The following is a 16,171-nucleotide window of genomic DNA, read 5'->3' on the forward strand; positions in this document are numbered from 1 at the left end:
GGTTGGGCGATTGACGCCCACGCCGCATCCTATAGGGCGTGGAACCGATGGAGAATAGGGGCCTTGCCTATCAACATGCGCCGCAGCGGCTCGACTGGGTCGATGTCGCGCGCGGCATCGGCATCATCGCCGTGGTGGTCGGCCATGTCTGGACGCGCGGCGCCTTGCGCGACGCCATGTACAGCTTCCACATGCCGCTCTTCTTCCTGCTGTCGGGCATGCTCTCGCGCCCGCACCCTGTCGGCGCCTTCACCCGGCGCCAGTTGCTCGGCCAGATGCGCCCCTATGCGATCTTCCTCGCGCTGCTGATCCTGGCCGATCAGATCATCGAACCGGCCAAGGGCAATCTGCCGATCTTCCATCAATGGCCGCGCGATCTGCTGCCGATCCTGCTCGGCGGCTATTGGCTGCGCGGCCCCTATACCATCTTCTGGTTCGTGCCCTGCCTGATGCTGGCGCGCATCCTGTTCAACCTCGCGCTCAACCGCTGGCCCGATCCGCTCGACCGGCCCTGGCTGATCCTGATGCCGGGACTGCTGGTGCTGGCGGAGGGGCTGGGCTGGATGACGCAGGCCTCGCCGCTCGGCTTGCTGAGCGTGCCGATGGCGATGATCCTGCTCTGGGTCGGCGCGCTCTGGCCCCGGCTGCACTGGCGCAATCTCTGGATCGTGCCGCTCGGCCTGCTCGCGCTGGCGGGCCTTTGCGGCTGGCTACCGACGCTCAACATGAAGGCGGCAGACTATGGCTGGCCGCTGTTCTCTATCGCGTCCGGCATCGCGACATCGTTGCTGCTTTTCCGCCTCTCGGCGCGGCTCGCGCCAGTCGCCGCCCCGCTCGCCGCGCTTGGCCGGGCGTCACTGGTCATCATGTATCTGCACGTCGCGATCATCCATTATGGCACGCCCTATCTGGCCAGGCCCTGGCTGCTCGCGCTTGCGCTGCTGACGCCCTTCGCCCTGTGGCACCTCATCCGCCTGTCGCCCCGGCTCAGCCGCTGGATGCTCTAGGACAAGGACGGCGCCGACGCTGGCCAGGATCGCCAGCCTGCCAGGAAAAAGGCGATGGCCGCCATGGCGCGCGCATGCGTCCGGTCTGAAACGCCGGCCGGCTCGATCCCCTGCGCCGCCCGGTCCAGCGCCTCGCCGGCAACCAGCCGCACGAACATGTCCGCGCCCAGCCTGACCGTCTCTGCCGGCCGGGCGCCATCCTCGGCCAGGATGGCCGCGATCGCCGTGCTGGCGCGCTGGAACGGGCCATCGACGCTGAGCGCCAGCCCCGGCTGACGCGCCGCCTCCGCCACGATCATGCGATACAGCGCGATCGCATGGGGATTGAGCAGCCAGCCGAGCAATATCTCGCCCGCCGCCTGCAAGCGCTGTTCCAGCGGACCGGCCTCGACCCGCGCCAGATTGGGCATGCCCGACTGGCGGGCCAGGCGCTCGACCACCTCGACGAACAGGTCCGACTTGGTCCGGGCGCGGCGATAGAGGGTGCGCTTGGTCACCCCGGCGCGGCGGGCGATGGCCTCCATGCTGGCCCCCTGGAAACCGGCCTCGATGAAGGTCGCCAATGCCGCATCCAGCATCGTCGCTTCAATCTGTTCGGCCGCCTCGCGCGATGGCCGGCCGGTCGGCCGCGCCGATCCGTCGCTTCCTGATCCGTCAGCCCGCTGGCTGGTGTCGGCGGCCATCCCTGCTTTCCTTCCATTTGGCTCCGGCATAAAAGGATACGGAACCGGATACTTTGAGTCGAGTTTATTTCCCATCGGTCATGCCGTCGCCCGGCGGCGATAATCAAGGAGCAGTTGGAATGGCGTTGTTTAAGGATCGGGTCGCGATCGTCACCGGCGGTGCATCGGGCATTGGCGAAGCGGTGGTGAAGGATTTGTTGGCGGAAGGGGCGAAGGTCGTGATCGCCGATTTCGACGAGGCGGGGGCACAGCGTCTCGCGCAATCCTGTGGCGAGGATCGGGCGCGCGCCTTCAAGGTCGATGTCAGCGATGCACAGGCGGTCAGCGCCAGTGTCGACTTCGCCGTCGAAACCTTCGGCGGACTGCATCTGGCGGTCAATAATGCCGGGATCGGCGCGCCGTCCACACCGCTGGCCGACATCGCCATCGATGACTGGCACCGGGTTGTCGGCGTCGATCTGCACAGCGTCTTCTACGGCATGAAATATCAGATCCCGGCGATGCTGAAATCCGGTGGCGGCGCGATCGTCAACATGGCCTCGATCCTGGGCGCGGTCGGCTGGGCCGGTTCGGCCGCCTATGTGACGTCCAAGCATGCTGTCGTCGGCATGACCAAGACTGCCGCGCTCGACTATGCCGGCCAGGGTATCAGGGTGAATGCGGTCGGGCCGGCCTTTGTCGAAACCCCGGCGCTCGGCAAGACCATGACCGATGCGGAACGGGCGGTCCTCGCCGGCCTGCATGCGTTCGACAGGCTGGCGCGCCCGGAGGAGATCGCTGCCATGACCAGCTTCCTCCTGTCCGACCGCGCCTCCTTCATGACCGGAACCTATTATCCGGTCGATGGCGGCTATCTGGCGCGCTGACGGCGCGGGGCGTCAGCCCTGCTGGATCAGCGACAGCCGATGATCCTCGCCGGCGCGGGCGACCAGGGCATAGGCGGCCTGGGCGATGACCTGCGCCTGGCTAAGCGCGGCGGCATCCTCCTGCTGGGCGGGGGCGACCGGGTCGGCGACGGCCGATGCCGCTGGCGACGCATAATAGCCCGCGTCGGACAATTGCGTGTCCAGCGTGGTTTCCGGCGCCGCGACGGCCTGCGATCGCGGCGCTGGCGTGGGCGCGCTATAGGTCAGGGGCGACAGCGAAGGTGACAGGGCAACGCTGTCGCTGACGACGGCGGCGGATTCGCTTGCGATCGCCGGCGCCGGCGCGGTCGCTGCGGCAGTTGGTGTCGTTTCGACCGCCGGCTGGACGCTGGCGACCGGCTCGCTTGCCGCAACCGGCGTGGTGGCCGCCGGTGCGCTCGCCTCTGTCACTTTCGCTGTCGTGCTGCCGCCATTCTGGTTCGCCTGCCGAACCTTTTCGGCAAATTCTTCCATCGCCTTCTTGAACTGGCCCCAGCCATTGCCCGAGCCGCCGATCGCACCAACCATCTCTGTTTCGCTCCCGGTCCCCGATGCTGCCATGGCGCGGCAGGGGCTGCGATTTTGACAAGGAACGGGCTTATCCGGCGATTAAGCATTCAATGCAGATGGCGCAGCTTGTCGGGGTTGCGCATGATGTAGATGGCGGTGACATGCCCGTCCTCGATATCGAGCGCGGTGGTCTGCAATTCGCCATCGGCCTCGCGGGTGACGAAGCCGGGCAGGCCGTTGACCATGCAGGTGCGCAGCAGGATCGACCCATATTTGCCGAACAGCACCGCCAGCGCCTTGTGGACCTGCATCACCTGGCCATGGCCGATCGCCGGGCGGATCGCGGCGGGACGCTTGCCCCCGCCATCGCTGTGGAAGCTGACATCCTGCGCCAGCAGCGCGCCCAGCGCCCCCATGTCGCCGCTGCGCGACGCGGCGAAGAAGGCGCCGGCAATCTCCAGCCCGCGCTGTTTCTCGACTTGGAAACGGGGGCGGGCGTCGCGGACATGATCGCGCGCGCGGGCGGCGAGCTGGCGACAGGCGGCGGTATCGCGCTGGATGGTCCTCGCCACCTCGTCAAAGGCGAGGCCGAACACGTCATGCAGCAGGAAGGCGGCTCGCTCCAGCGGCGACAGCCGCTCCAATGCCAGCATCAGCGGCAGGGTGACATCCTCTTCCTCGTCCGCTTCCTCGACCACCGGCTCGGGCAGCCAGGGGCCGACATAGGTTTCGCGCTGCGCCCGCGCCGACTTCATCTGGTCGAGGCAGAGCCGGGTGACGATACGGCGGAGAAAGGCTTCGGGCTCGCGCACCGCGTTGCGGTCGGTGCCCATCCAGCGAATGAAGGCATCCTGCACCACATCCTCGGCATCGGCGACCGATCCGAGCATGCGATAGGCCACCCGGATCAGGCGGGGACGCAGCGGGCCGAAGCGCGCCGCCGCGTCCATCTGCGTCCCCCGCGCCATCAGGCCGCTGCCTTCATCGGCATGTCGTACCAGAGGTTGAAGCCGACGGCGATGCGGTTCCAGCCATTGATGATGTTGATCATCAGGGTCAGCTTCACCTGTTCCTCCTCGGTGAATTCCCAGTTCAGCGCCTCCTTGGCGGCCTCGTGGGTGTGGCCCTTGGCGATTTCGGTCAGCGCCTCGGTCCAGCCCAGCGCGGCGCGCTCGCGGTCGGTATAGCAGGGCGCCTCGCGCCAGGCGGACAGCAGGTAGATGCGCTGTTCGGTTTCGCCCTTCTCGCGCGCTTCGTATGTGTGCATGTTGATGCAGTTGGCGCAGCCGTTGATCTGCGACGAACGGATCTTCACCAGTTCGATCAGGCTCGGCTCCAGGCTGTCGGCGACGGCGGTGGAGAGGGCGGTCCAGCTCTTCATCAGCTGCGGCGCGGCGGCATAGGGATTGATCTTGTCGGTCATCATACAGCTCCTTTGCTTGCTATTGCTGACATGACGAGACGGCCGCGCCCGATGTGACATGGGCAGCAACTTTTTTCGTCGGGCTTGAAAATATTTGCCGATTCCGGCTCTGGACAGGGGGCGGGGGCAGGCGCTAGCGGCCGCGCCCTATGTCTATCATTGCCACCATCATGAACACGGCCACCGGCCAGCCCATCCAGAAGATGAAGTTCGAGCGCATGCCCAAGCCCTGGGTGTCGCTGAACCTTGAAAATGGCGAACTGGTCACCGCCGACCGCGTCGTCGTCGGCAAGCCCGCACCGGGTAAGTTCATTACCCCGGTCGAAGTCTGGGTCACGCCCAAGACGCTGGGATGACATCCGCAAGGTTCGCTCACGCCAACATTGCCGGATCGTAAAATTCCATTGAGCTCCTAAATAAGGCCTTTATATCGGCGGCTTGCTGAGTGGGGACTCAGGGGGCTTGGGGGATTCTATCAGATTCGCGGCGCGTCTTGTCGCGTCGGTGCTGTGCGTGCCGATGTCGGTTGCCAGTGCGCAGCATGTCGATGCGGAACGCGCATCGACACCTGCCATCCTGTCGGCCGGACAGATTTTCGACGTTGCCGAATCCGCGCGACAGGCACGCGATTTCGAAACCGCCCAGGCGGCCTATCGCGCCCTGTTCGCCGATGCCGATCCCGAGTTGCGGATCGAAGCGCGCTTCCGGCTGGGGCTGATGCTGGCCGACGACCTGCAACGCTACAGCGATGCGGCGGTCGAGTTCCGGGATATCCTTGATGTAAAACCCCATGCCGCCCGCGTGCGCTTGGAACTGGCCAGGGTGCTGGCTGCCAGCGGTGACGTGCGGGCTGCCGGCCGCGAAATGCGCGCGGCACAGGCCGCCGGCTTGCCGTCACAGGTCGAGCAGATGGTGCGCTTCTATGCCAATGCCTTGAGCGCACGGAAGGCGCTCGGCGGTTCGGTCGAACTGGCCCTTGCGCCCGACAGCAATGTCAATCGCGCGACCCGTTCCGATCGGCTTGGAACGGTGATCGGCGATTTCCTGCTCGACAAGGATGCCCAGGAAAAATCAGGCGTCGGGCTCAGTCTGCGCGGACAGGGCTATTGGCGCCACGGCATCGAACCGGGCGCGGATCTGCTGGTGCGCGCGTCGGTCGGCGCCTCGCTCTATCGCGATGCCTCTTTCAACGACATCAGTGCGGCGTTGCAGGTCGGCCCCCAATATCTGTCGGGGTCGGATCGTATCACCGTGGCGGTCGGGCCAAGCTGGCGCTGGTATGGCGGCCGTCTCTATTCGACCGGCTATGGTGGCAGCGCGAACCTGCTGCACCCGGTGGGAAAACGTAGCCAACTTCAGCTTGAAGGTGGCATCACCCATGTCCGCAACCAGCGCAACGCCTTGCAGACATCGGATGATTTTACCCTGGCCGGGGCATTTGATCATGCCTTCAGCGCGCGGGGCGGCGGCGGCGTTCAGATGTTTGCCCTGCGCGAAGCAGCGCGCGATCCCGGTTATAGTTTCGTCAGTGGTGGGGGCAGCGTCTATGGCTTCCGCGAAATGGGGCGCACGACCTTCGTCGCGACAATGGGATACAGCCATTTGGAGGCTGATGCCCGGCTGCTTCTTTATCCACGCCGGCGCATCGAAAATCGATTGAGCGCGAGCATCGGGGCGACGTTACGCGCCTTGCAGGTCGGTCCGTTCGCGCCACTGGCGCGGCTCAAATGGGAACGCAATCGCTCGACCATCGAAATCTATCAATATCGCCGAATTTCTGCCGAGTTCGGCATCGGTTCGGTTTTCTGACGGGGGAATGAAGATGACGAAACAGGCTCTTCGCGGCGCGAGCGCGATCGCCTTCATGCTGGCGCTTTCTGCATGTGGCGGGGGTGGTGGCGTGAACAGTACGCCCACTCCCACGCCAGCACCTACTCCGACTCCGACGCCCACACCCACACCCACACCGAGCGCCAATGCGGATCTGGTCGCACCGCTTGTTTCGGAAACTTTCGTCAATAATGCGGTGGCTGGCACAGCCAGCTTCCCGGCAAATGGAGCAGGTACGGCGACAGCCGCCAAGTCTGCGCTGACGTTCCGTTATGATGCGTCGAGCAATCGCTATTCGGTGTCGGCGGCCGACCGTTCGCAGAATTTTGCTGTATCGAGCAGGGATGCTGCGCTCAGCAATGCGGACCTCGACGTTTATGTCGATAAATCGGGTAACCGCACAGACACGTTGGCCGTTCGTAAGAACGCAGCCGAGAAGGGGACGCCTGACAGCCCGCAATTCCAATATGCCGGCGCTGCCGTGTGGCAACGCACCACAGCAAATAGCAGCGCAGTGAGCGCCACAGCGGATGCCTTTACCTATGGCGTGGAAACAAAGGCTTCGGCCATGCCGCTCGGCGGCACCGCAACTTTTGTGGCATCGCTGAACGGCATTGCCACCTATGCCGACACGGCACTGGGCCTCAAGGGAGGCGGCACTCTCAACATCGATTTCTCCTCTGGCGGCCTGACCGGCAATGGTGATTTTTCCACCTATGGAACGGATGGCGGAAAGGTGGACACCAGCAACTGGTATGCCAGCGCCAGGATCGCGTCCGGATCCAATGCCTTCAGCGGTAGTTTCACGATCGGGGCGCCCAGCAACCCGGCCGGGTCGTTCGATGGACGCTTTTATGGCCCCAACCATGAGGAGCTTGGTGCGGCCTGGAGCTGGAACACGCCGACAGGAGGGCGCGCCTATTTGGGTACGCTGCTGGGGCGCGACCTGGCAACATTGCCGGCCAATGGCGGGCTGGATGCGCTGCGCGTCAATGAGGCGTTTGAGACCACGGGCATGCAGGCGCAATATATCCTGACCTCGCCCACCAACAGCTATATGCAGCGCATCACCAGCCTGACGACACCGCCCGTCACCATGCGCTATTCGGAAGATAGCGATAGTCTGGTGGTCAATCAGTTTGCGGTGGTCAGCGATGTCGCCTTGACCGACGCGATCAGGGATGCTGCGGCCAGCAATGCGTCCTTCGACGTCTATCGGACCACGAAGACGGAAACATTTGGTGGGGTCGCCAGCGAATATCCGATCGAGATCCGTGTCCTGAAACCGGGCGCCGGAAACCCGACGATTGCGCTGACCTATACCAGCTTTGCAACCTGGTCGGTTGGTCCCGTTCCCAGTCTGTATCAGTCCGACGTCAACGAAACTGTGCTGGCCTATGGCCGCAAGACGCCGGATGGCGCGATGCCGCGGTCTGGTTCGGCCAGCTATGCGGCGATCATCCAGGGGATCACGACTGTGCCCGTAAGTGCCAGTGCAACGCAGCGGCCCTATGTCATCACGGGCGATGCAAGCCTCTCCTATGATTTCGCCGCGGCCCGAATGTCGGGCGTGATGCGCCCCGTGGCAACCGATCGCGATAGCGGGCAGCGCTACGAACTGGGGGCGCAGAATTTTGCCGGAAGTTCCATTGTCGGCTCATCCAGCTTTTCGGGACAGTTCGAAAAGGAAATGACCATTCGTGGCATTGGCACCACTAATGGCAGCATCAACGGCCAGTTTACCGGCCCGCAGGCGCAGGAATTCTTTGCGCGCTGGAATTATGGCATGATCGATCCGGTCAATGGCGGCACGCTCAACATGGGCGGCGTCATGGTCGGCAAGCAGACGCAGTAGAACGTACCCCAGTTCGAAAGAAAAAGGAGCTGGCGCGCAGTCCCGGCGTGCCAGCTCCCTACAACCTGATGGCGCACCCATGCGACCGAAGAACGCAGCCAGGCTGCGTTCCCCAGACGGCGCGGGCTGCGATTAACCGTGCAGCTTGATCGCGGTTTCGGCGATTCGGCGGCCCTGATAGCGGGCGCCGTCCAGCTCTTCCTCGCTCGGCTGGCGGCTGCCGTCGCCATCGGCCAGGGTGGTCGCGCCATAAGGCGAACCGCCACGCACCTTGTCGACGCCCATCTGGCCGGCAAAGCCATAGTCCAGGCCGACGATCGTCATGCCGAAATGCAGCAGGTTGGTGATGATCGAGAAGAGGGTGACTTCCTGGCCGCCATGCTGCGACGCGGTCGAGGTGAAGGCGCCACCGACCTTGCCGTTGAGCGCGCCGCGCGCCCACAGACCGCCGGCCTGATCCAGGAAGGCCGCCATCTGGCTCGACATGCGGCCAAAGCGGGTGCCGGTGCCGATGATGATCGCGTCATAGTCGGCCAGTTCGGCGACGGTCGCGACCGGCGCGTCCTGGTCCAGCTTGAAATGGGCGGCCTTGGCGACTTCCAGCGGTGCGGTTTCGGGCACGCGCTTGATGTCGACCTGCGCGCCGGCGGCGGCGGCGCCTTCGGCCATGGCCTTGGCCATCGTTTCGATATGCCCGTAGGACGAATAATAGAGAACCAGAACCTTAGCCATTGTCACGTCTCCTCATCTGAAACTGAAAGGTTGAAAGGGTGGTCGCCCGCACAAGGGAGGGAGCATGCGGGCGACCCGGACCGGTCCGTCTGGGGGAGGGGAATGACGGACCGGTGCGTAAGCGTCATGTCTATTCGCTGTCGACCAGGACGATCTCGCTGTCCTCGACCGCGGTGATGGTGATGGGCGCGCCGCCGATGATGGCCGCGCCGTCCCGTACCTCGAAGGCCTGGCCGTCAATCTCGATCCGGCCCGTCGCCGGGACCAGATAGAGATGGCGGCCTTCGCCGGCCTCATAGGTCACGCTGTCGCCGGCCTTGATCGTGCCGCCCAGCAGCCGGGCGTCGGCCCGGATGCGCAGCGCTTCCTTGTCCTCGTCATGGCCGCTGGCGAGCACGACGAGCTTGCCGGAGCGATCGCCCTTCGGGAAGGGCTTGGCGCCCCAGCTGGGCGATCCGCCGACCGACCGGGGAATGACCCAGATCTGGAACAGGGTGGTGGTCTCGTCCTCCAGATTATATTCGGCGTGGCGGATACCGGTGCCGGCCGACATCACCTGGACGTCGCCCGCCTCGGTGCGGCCCTTGTTGCCCAGGCTGTCCTGGTGGGTGATCGCGCCGGTGCGGACATAGGTGATGATCTCCATGTCGCTGTGCGGGTGCGGCGGAAAGCCCGAGCGCGGACCGATCTCGTCGTCGTTCCATACCCGGATCGCGCCCCAGCCCATGCGGGCGGGATCATAGTAATTGGCGAAGGAAAAATGATGCCGTGCGTTCAGCCAGCCATGGTCGGCATGGCCGAGCGACGCGAACGGGCGGCGCTCGATGCGGCTCGCGGTTGTCGTGCTCATGGGGTCTGCCTTTCGATTGCGATGCCGGATGCTTCCGGCTTGCTTTCCGACAATCTAGCGATCAGGTTCGTTTCTTGAATAAGCAGTGTTGAAACGGATTGTTTCCCTATGCGCCTACCTGATTTCGAGGCCTGGGCGATGTTTGCCGCCGTGGTCGAACATCGCAGCTTTACCGACGCGGCCAAGGCGCTCAGCGTCTCCAAGGCCACCGTGTCCAAGGCGGTGACCCGCCTGGAGCAGCATCTCGACACCAGCCTGTTCAGCCGCACCAGCCGCCGCCTGGCGCTGACCGAGAGCGGCCGGCGCCTTGCCGATCATGCCCAGCGCATCCTGGCCGAAGGGCAGGCGGCGGAGGAGGCTGCGCGCGACGAGACCGCCGAACTCTCCGGCACGGTGCGGCTTGGCGCGCCGATGAATTTCGGCCTGCTGCGGATCGCGCCGCTGATCGCGCAGTTCACCAAGGAAAATCCGCTGGTCGATGTCGACCTGCATCTGTCCGATGCCAAGATCGACATCGTCGAACTCGGCCTCGACGCCACCATCCGCATCGCCGACATGCCCGACAGTTCGCTGCGCGCGCGCCGGCTGGCCGACGTCCATATGCATGTCGTCGCCTCGCCCGCCTATCTGGCCGAGCGCGGCCGTCCGACCCATCCATCCGACCTCGGCAGCCATGACTGCCTTTGCTATTCCAACGTCACCGCGCCCGATGTCTGGCGCTTCACCGGGCCGGGGCAGCAGAATGTGACGGTGCAGGTCCGTCCGCGCATCACCGTCAACAGCGGCGAGGCGATGATGCCCGCGCTGCGGCTTGGCGTCGGCATTGCCCGTCTGCCCGATTTCATCGTCGGAGACGCGATCCGTTCGGGCGAGCTGGAGGAGATTTTGCTCGACTGGCGGCCGCCGCCCTTCGGCCTGCATCTGGTGACGCCGCCCTCGCGCCTGCGGCCGGCACGGGTGGAGGCGCTGCTCGACTTCCTGACCCGCCACCATGGTTGCTGAGGCTGGTTTACGAAGTGCAAATTTCCGCCTTGTGAGCGGCGCAGATCGCCGGCGCGAAAGGCGGAACCAGGGCAGGACTTTGCTCGTTTCGTCCCGTAATCCAGCTTGACTCGATAGGGATCGTTACGGGGTCAACGCTTTGTAAATAGATTCGTTTTTATACGACTCGCGGATTCCTGCGGGTTAGCGAAAAATTAACCTTTGTCCTTCAGAAGTTTTTTGGTTAATGATTGCGAGCAGAAACCGTTCTGGTGGGGTGAACGGACCTGCGACACGAAGGGGCTTCCAATGCGCGTGCTGCTGATTGAGGACGAACCGACCACCGCCAAGGCGATCGAGCTTATGCTCACGACCGAGGGCTTCAACGTCTACACCACCGATCTCGGGGAAGAGGGCCTCGATCTCGGCAAGCTGTACGACTATGACATCATCTGTCTCGACCTGAACCTGCCCGACATGCACGGCTATGACGTGCTGAAAAAGCTGCGGGCGGCACGGGTGCAGACCCCGGTGCTGATCCTGTCGGGCGTCGCCGAAATGGACTCCAAGGTCCGTTCCTTCGGCTTCGGCGCCGACGATTATGTCACCAAGCCGTTCCATCGCGAGGAACTGATTGCGCGCATCCACGCCGTGGTCCGCCGCTCGAAGGGCCATTCGCAGTCGGTCATCCGCACCGGCAAGCTGGCCGTGAACCTCGACGCGAAGACCGTGGAAGTGGACGGCAACCGCGTCCATCTGACCGGCAAGGAATATGCGATGCTGGAGCTGCTCTCGCTCCGCAAGGGCACGACCCTCACCAAGGAGATGTTCCTCAACCATCTCTATGGCGGCATGGACGAGCCCGAACTCAAGATCATCGACGTGTTCATCTGCAAGCTGCGCAAGAAGCTGGCGCTGGCCTGTGGTGGCGACAATTATATCGAGACCGTCTGGGGTCGTGGCTATGTGCTGCGCGATCCCGATGAGGTCGAGGCGCTCGAAGCGCGGGTTGCCTGATCGACCACTGATTGCATGTCAGGGGGTGGAAAGGCCGGCGGTCCGATGGGATCGCCGGCCTTTTCCGTGTCAGCCATATTGTTACAAATTATGTAATTTCCATAGAATTAAGCTGCTATTTACCATCGCGGCCTAGGCCGGGCGTGAAGGAGTTTTATGTTCATGGGCCAGGCCATTCACCCCCACAGCCGCGATGCCGTCTGGGACGCCATCTGCCGTTCGCAGGCGGTGATCGAATTTGCGCCGGACGGCACGATCCTCTGGGCCAATGACCTGTTCCTGGCGACCATGGGTTATGCGCTGGGGGAGATTGTCGGCCGCCATCACCGCATCTTCTGCGACGAAGGCCAGGCGCGCTCGGCCACCTATGCGGCGCTGTGGGACAAGCTGGCGCAGGGCGATTTCGATGCCGGCGAATATCGGCGCCTCGACAAGCATGGCCGCGACATCTGGCTGCAGGCCACCTATAACCCGGTCTTCAATGCCGAAGGCCGGGTCGAGCGCATCCTCAAGATCGCGACCGACACCACCCCGTCCAAGATATTGCGCGCGGAACTCAAGAGCACGGTCGACGGGCTGGTCGACATTGTCGATACGATCAGCGGCATCGCCAACCAGACCAACCTGCTCGCCCTCAATGCCACGATCGAGGCAGCACGGGCGGGCGAGGCGGGGCGCGGCTTTGCGGTGGTCGCGGCCGAAGTGAAGAAACTGGCGGGGGACACGCGCGCCGCCACCGATCGCGCCCGCGCCATGGTGGTCGCGTCCAGCTGATCCCGTCGCCCGATTGCGGACATGATGCGGCCGGCGATCCGATGGGGATCGCCGGCCGCTTCCGTCAGGCGACGGCTACGGGGTTATGGGGTCAATCGGTCGCCTGATCGGAAGAGGAAGGGGTAGCGGCCTCGCTCTGCGGCTGGCTGGTGCTGCCATGGGTCTCGCCACTGCCCGAAACCTGCCCGCTGGCGTCGATCGAGGCAGCGCTGCCGACGGCATTGGTCGCGCTGCCCGCGACATTGCCCGCCGCCGATCGTGCGCCGCTGGCCGTCGAGCCCGCTCGATCCCGTGCGGAGGCAACCGTGCTGCCTGCCCGGTCACGGGCCGATGCCACGGTGCTGCTCGCCCGATCGCGCGCCGTCGAGACGCCGCTTTCCGCCCGGTCCCGTGCGGCGCCGACCGTGTCGCTCGCCCGGCTGCGCGCCGCATCGGTCGCGCTGGTCACATCGCTGGTGCCCAGCGTATCGACCGCCAGATTGCCGCTGGCCGATCCCGATCCGCTGGCCGAGCGGCTCTTGCCACGACGGCTTGCCGATCCTTCGGCGCGGCCATTGCCGTTGCCGCTGGCACCGACCCGGCCATTGTCGAGGTCGATGCTGCGATCCAGGCTACCCGATCCGCCGAAGGAACCGCCCAGCGTGCCGCCCAGGCCGCCGGTCATGCCGCCCAGGCCGCCACCGCCAAGCCCACCACCCAGGCCGCCGCCGCCCAGCAATTGAGCCGAGGCGGGGGCCGTGGTGAGCGCCGCGAGGCAGGCGGTTGCGATGATAATCTGCGTCTTCATGGACCGTCTCCTTGGTCATCTTGATCCGATGACAGGACAACGGCGGGGCGTTTCGCTTTAATCCCGGACGTCTGAATTTTTCTCGCAAGGTACGGAAATTCAATCCATATTTCTGCAAGTCTCGCACAATATGCCGGCGCCATAGCCCTTGCCGCGACCGGGTTTTGCCTCCCGCCGCAGCGCCTCGACCGATCCACCCGCCATCAGCCGCCCGGCCACCAAAGGCGCCGCAAAGGATGTGCCGCGCACCTTGTCCCGGCCGCCCGCCATGTCGGCGGCCATCATCTCCGCGCCGGGCGCGGCGAAATCGACATGGACCGCACGCCCGGCCTCGGGCAGCAACCGGCCGCGCCCGTCCACGCCGGTCACCGCGATCACCTGCGGGTAGGAGGCAGGGAAGGCGGGCGGGGCAGCCGGGCCGTCATTGCCGACCGCCGCAACCAGCATCACCCCCTTGTCGCGCACCAGCCGGATCGCCCCGGCCAGCAAGGGATTGTCCGGCCCGACCAGGCTGATGGTCACCACCTTCGCGCCGCGCGCCGCCATCCAGCCCAGCGCGCGGACAATGGCAAAGCTGCTGCCACCGGCCGGATCGTCGCCATAGACATCGGCGACCAGCAGCGGCGTGCCCGGCGCGGCGCCCTTCACGCGGCCACTGCCGCCGATCAGCGACGCGACCGCCGTGCCATGGGCGCTGGCCCGTGGCGCGCCGGCCACGAAGCCGCGCTGCTCGATCGCGCCGGCCAGCGCCGGATGTGCGGCCACGCCGCCGTCGATCAGCCCGGCCGCGCCGCGCCCGACACTGCCATGGCCCGCCAGTGTAGCGGATCGTCCCTCCGCAGCCGCGCCGCTCGGGAAATAGAGATTGTCGGCGCTCGCCTGCGCCTTGGGCGCGATCTTGCGCACGCTGCGCAGCGCCCGCGCCAGGCTCTGTCCGTCCGGCACGGTCAGGCGCGTGATCGCCATGTCGATCCCCTCCGCCTCGATCCGTTCCAGGCCATAGCCGGCCGCACGCAGCGTCTCGATCGCGGCCGCGTCCGCCCCGGTCAGCAGGATGATGCCGCGCCGCGCCGGCTCTCGCCGGTCGTCCAGTTCGACCGCGTCGCCATGCTGGCGCAGCAGCGCGTCGATCCGCGCCGTGCGCGCTGCCGCCAGCCGATCGGCCAGACGTGCCGGTGACAGCCGGTCCAGTCCACTCTGATCGACGATACCGCCCAGCCGGTCGAGCGTGTCGGGCACTATCTGGCCGACCCCGCCCAGCGCACCGCCCCCCAACGTCCCCGCGGCCGGGGCGGGCAGCAATTGCGCCTGCGCAGCCGGTGCCGCCAGCCACAGCCCCGCGATCAGCAACGGGCGCGTCCATCTCATCTCTGTCTCTTCCCGCCGGTCATCGCCGGCCTTTTCAGCGTCAAAATCGTCCATCGTCAAAAAAATTCCGGTTGCTGGACTTTCTGAAGGATGAAACGGCCGGGCAGGGACGTTTCATCCCTGAAAACAATTTGGAGAAACCATGTCGTTTGAGCGCGACCTGCTGGCGATCCTGCCCCGGCTGCGGCGTTTTGCCGCCAGCCTGTCGCATGATCGCGCCGATGGCGACGATCTGTGCCAGGCGGCACTGGAAAAGGGGCTGCGCGCCCGCGACCAGTGGCAACCGGGCACGCGGCTCGACAGCTGGATGTATCGGATCATGCGCAATCTTTGGATCGATGAGGGCCGCGCGCGGCAGCGCGCCGCCAGAACCTTCGCCCCGGAAGAGGCGGGGGCCGATGTCGGCTATGCGGGCGACAAGGCGGTGGAACAGGCCATGACCCTGTCCGACGTCGATCGGGCGATGCAGGCATTGCCGCCCGAACAGCGCGAGGCAATCGCGCTCGTGCTGGTGGAGGGGCTGTCCTACAAGGAGGCGGCTGCGATATTGAACATACCGATGGGCACGCTGACCTCGCGACTGGTGCGCGGTCGCGGCGCGCTCATCGAACTATTGGGGGAAGCGGCATGACCGACATTGACGAAGCCATGCTGATCGCCTGGGTGGATGGCGAACTGGACGAGGTGACGCGGCGGCGGGTCGACCGCGCCGTGGCGGAGGATCCCGCGCTGGCCGCCCGGCTGGAGCAGCATCGCCGGCTGCGCGCACGGCTGGCCGGCCATTTCGCGCCGATCGCGCAGGAGGATGTGCCCGCGTCGATGCAGGCCATGCTGGCGCCGCCGACGGTGGTCCCGATCGCCCGGCCGTCGCGGCGCTGGGCGTGGGCGACGGGCGGCGCGATCGCCGCCAGCCTGCTGCTGGGCCTTGGCATCGGCCATATGTCGGGCGGGCCGGTAGGGCCGATTGCGGTAAAGGACGGCGCGATGCTGGCACAGGGATCGCTCGCCACCGCGCTCGACAGTCAACTGGCCTCGGCCGGGGAGGATGGCCCGGTCCGCATCGGCCTCAGCTTCCGGCGCAAGGGCGGCGGCTGGTGCCGCAGCTTCGACGGCGCGGCCATGGCCGGTGTCGCCTGCCGCACCGATGCCGGCTGGCAATTGCTGCAGGCGGTGCCCGGCAAAGGCGAGACGAGCGAATATCGTCAGGCCGCCTCGGCCGATCCGCGCCTTCTCGCCACCATAGACGGCCTGATCGACGGCGCTCCCGCCGATGCGCAGGGCGAGCGGGCGGCGCAGGCGGCGGGCTGGCGTTAATCGTCGCTTCGCTGTCGCCTGACTGTCGCTTCCGTGTCGCTTCAGCGTCGCGTCACTGTCGCTTCGGTGGCGCGTCAGGGACGCATGGCAGGCGCGCCAGGCCGCAAAAATGGCTGATTTCACGTCGCACGACAC

18 protein-coding genes are annotated in these 16,171 nt (G+C 65.7%); 10 read left to right on the forward strand and 8 right to left on the reverse strand.

Translation table 11 applies throughout. The annotated features are described in order from the left end of the window. The first annotated feature begins 47 nt into the window (after nt 1-47). Nucleotides 48-1,007, forward strand: coding sequence for an acyltransferase family protein (locus U0025_RS06725; RefSeq protein ID WP_004212187.1), 960 nt, complete (start codon nt 48-50; stop codon nt 1,005-1,007). Here the strand turns inward: U0025_RS06725 and U0025_RS06730 are convergent. Beyond that, complete coding sequence (locus tag U0025_RS06730) at nt 1,004-1,690, reverse strand: TetR/AcrR family transcriptional regulator (protein ID WP_004212188.1); 687 nt, start codon at nt 1,688-1,690, stop codon at nt 1,004-1,006. The two genes, U0025_RS06725 and U0025_RS06730, sit on opposite strands and share 4 nt — an antisense overlap. 119 nt (nt 1,691-1,809) lie before the next feature. Between U0025_RS06730 and U0025_RS06735 the strand changes: the two genes are divergently transcribed. Next, complete coding sequence (locus U0025_RS06735; protein ID WP_004212189.1) at nt 1,810-2,556, forward strand: SDR family NAD(P)-dependent oxidoreductase; 747 nt, start codon at nt 1,810-1,812, stop codon at nt 2,554-2,556. Nucleotides 2,557-2,568: 12 nt separating this feature from the next. Here the strand turns inward: U0025_RS06735 and U0025_RS06740 are convergent, their stop codons facing one another. From U0025_RS06740 to U0025_RS06750, 3 genes are all read right to left on the reverse strand, one after another. Beyond that, nucleotides 2,569-3,123, reverse strand: a complete 555-nt coding sequence (locus U0025_RS06740; protein ID WP_004212190.1) for a hypothetical protein — start codon at nt 3,121-3,123, stop codon at nt 2,569-2,571. An 89-nt stretch (nt 3,124-3,212) separates the two neighbouring features. Beyond that, a complete protein-coding gene (locus tag U0025_RS06745) occupies nt 3,213-4,073 on the reverse strand; it encodes a sigma-70 family RNA polymerase sigma factor (RefSeq protein ID WP_004212191.1) in 861 nt (286 codons plus the stop codon). After that, complete coding sequence (locus U0025_RS06750; protein ID WP_004212192.1) at nt 4,073-4,528, reverse strand: carboxymuconolactone decarboxylase family protein; 456 nt, start codon at nt 4,526-4,528, stop codon at nt 4,073-4,075. Before U0025_RS06750 ends, U0025_RS06745 begins: the two co-directional genes overlap by 1 nt. Nucleotides 4,529-4,677: 149 nt before the next feature. Here U0025_RS06750 and U0025_RS06755 point away from each other — a divergent pair, with 149 nt between their 5' ends. The 3 genes from U0025_RS06755 (at nt 4,678) to U0025_RS06765 (ending at nt 8,213) form a co-directional block, all read left to right on the forward strand. Then, nucleotides 4,678-4,884, forward strand: a complete 207-nt coding sequence (locus U0025_RS06755) for a hypothetical protein (protein ID WP_010339971.1) — start codon at nt 4,678-4,680, stop codon at nt 4,882-4,884. A 106-nt stretch (nt 4,885-4,990) separates the two neighbouring features. Then, on the forward strand, nt 4,991-6,337 hold the full coding sequence (locus U0025_RS06760) for a surface lipoprotein assembly modifier (protein WP_004212194.1): 1,347 nt from the start codon (nt 4,991-4,993) through the stop codon (nt 6,335-6,337). A gap of 55 nt (nt 6,338-6,392) precedes the next feature. Continuing rightward, complete coding sequence (locus U0025_RS06765) at nt 6,393-8,213, forward strand: HupA family protein (protein ID WP_175551232.1); 1,821 nt, start codon at nt 6,393-6,395, stop codon at nt 8,211-8,213. 132 nt (nt 8,214-8,345) lie between these two features. Here the strand turns inward: U0025_RS06765 and wrbA are convergent, their stop codons facing one another. Beyond that, nucleotides 8,346-8,945 (reverse strand): NAD(P)H:quinone oxidoreductase, encoded by a 600-nt coding sequence (wrbA, locus tag U0025_RS06770; RefSeq protein WP_004212197.1) that lies wholly within the window; start codon nt 8,943-8,945, stop codon nt 8,346-8,348. Nucleotides 8,946-9,075: 130 nt separating this feature from the next. Continuing rightward, a complete protein-coding gene (locus U0025_RS06775) occupies nt 9,076-9,795 on the reverse strand; it encodes a pirin family protein (protein WP_004212199.1) in 720 nt (239 codons plus the stop codon). 108 nt (nt 9,796-9,903) lie between these two features. Here U0025_RS06775 and U0025_RS06780 point away from each other — a divergent pair, with 108 nt between their 5' ends. The 3 genes from U0025_RS06780 (at nt 9,904) to U0025_RS06790 (ending at nt 12,567) form a co-directional block, all read left to right on the forward strand. Further along, nucleotides 9,904-10,797, forward strand: coding sequence for a LysR family transcriptional regulator (locus U0025_RS06780; protein WP_029548055.1), 894 nt, complete (start codon nt 9,904-9,906; stop codon nt 10,795-10,797). Nucleotides 10,798-11,085: 288 nt separating this feature from the next. Next, complete coding sequence (ctrA, locus tag U0025_RS06785) at nt 11,086-11,793, forward strand: response regulator transcription factor CtrA (protein WP_004212203.1); 708 nt, start codon at nt 11,086-11,088, stop codon at nt 11,791-11,793. Between the two features lie 156 nt (nt 11,794-11,949). After that, nucleotides 11,950-12,567: a methyl-accepting chemotaxis protein gene (locus U0025_RS06790; protein WP_037491407.1), complete on the forward strand. Its 618-nt coding sequence runs from the start codon at nt 11,950-11,952 to the stop codon at nt 12,565-12,567. 91 nt (nt 12,568-12,658) lie between these two features. Here U0025_RS06790 and U0025_RS06795 read toward each other — a convergent pair whose 3' ends face one another. Then, the gene (locus tag U0025_RS06795; RefSeq protein ID WP_004212207.1) at nt 12,659-13,354 is read right to left on the reverse strand and encodes a hypothetical protein; all 696 of its coding nucleotides are present in this window, start codon (nt 13,352-13,354) and stop codon (nt 12,659-12,661) included. Nucleotides 13,355-13,453: 99 nt separating this feature from the next. After that, the gene (locus U0025_RS06800; RefSeq protein WP_004212208.1) at nt 13,454-14,776 is read right to left on the reverse strand and encodes a S8 family serine peptidase; all 1,323 of its coding nucleotides are present in this window, start codon (nt 14,774-14,776) and stop codon (nt 13,454-13,456) included. 88 nt (nt 14,777-14,864) lie between these two features. Here U0025_RS06800 and U0025_RS06805 point away from each other — a divergent pair, with 88 nt between their 5' ends. Beyond that, the gene (locus tag U0025_RS06805) at nt 14,865-15,353 is read left to right on the forward strand and encodes an RNA polymerase sigma factor (RefSeq protein ID WP_004212209.1); all 489 of its coding nucleotides are present in this window, start codon (nt 14,865-14,867) and stop codon (nt 15,351-15,353) included. Continuing rightward, nucleotides 15,350-16,036 carry an anti-sigma factor family protein gene (locus tag U0025_RS06810; RefSeq protein ID WP_004212210.1) on the forward strand — a complete coding sequence of 229 codons (687 nt, stop codon included), beginning with the start codon at nt 15,350-15,352 and terminating at the stop codon, nt 16,034-16,036. The genes U0025_RS06805 and U0025_RS06810 overlap by 4 nt, the downstream gene beginning before the upstream one ends. Nucleotides 16,037-16,171 lie beyond the last annotated feature (135 nt).

This window comes from Sphingobium yanoikuyae, assembly GCF_034424525.1.
Taxonomy (GTDB): domain Bacteria; phylum Pseudomonadota; class Alphaproteobacteria; order Sphingomonadales; family Sphingomonadaceae; genus Sphingobium; species Sphingobium yanoikuyae.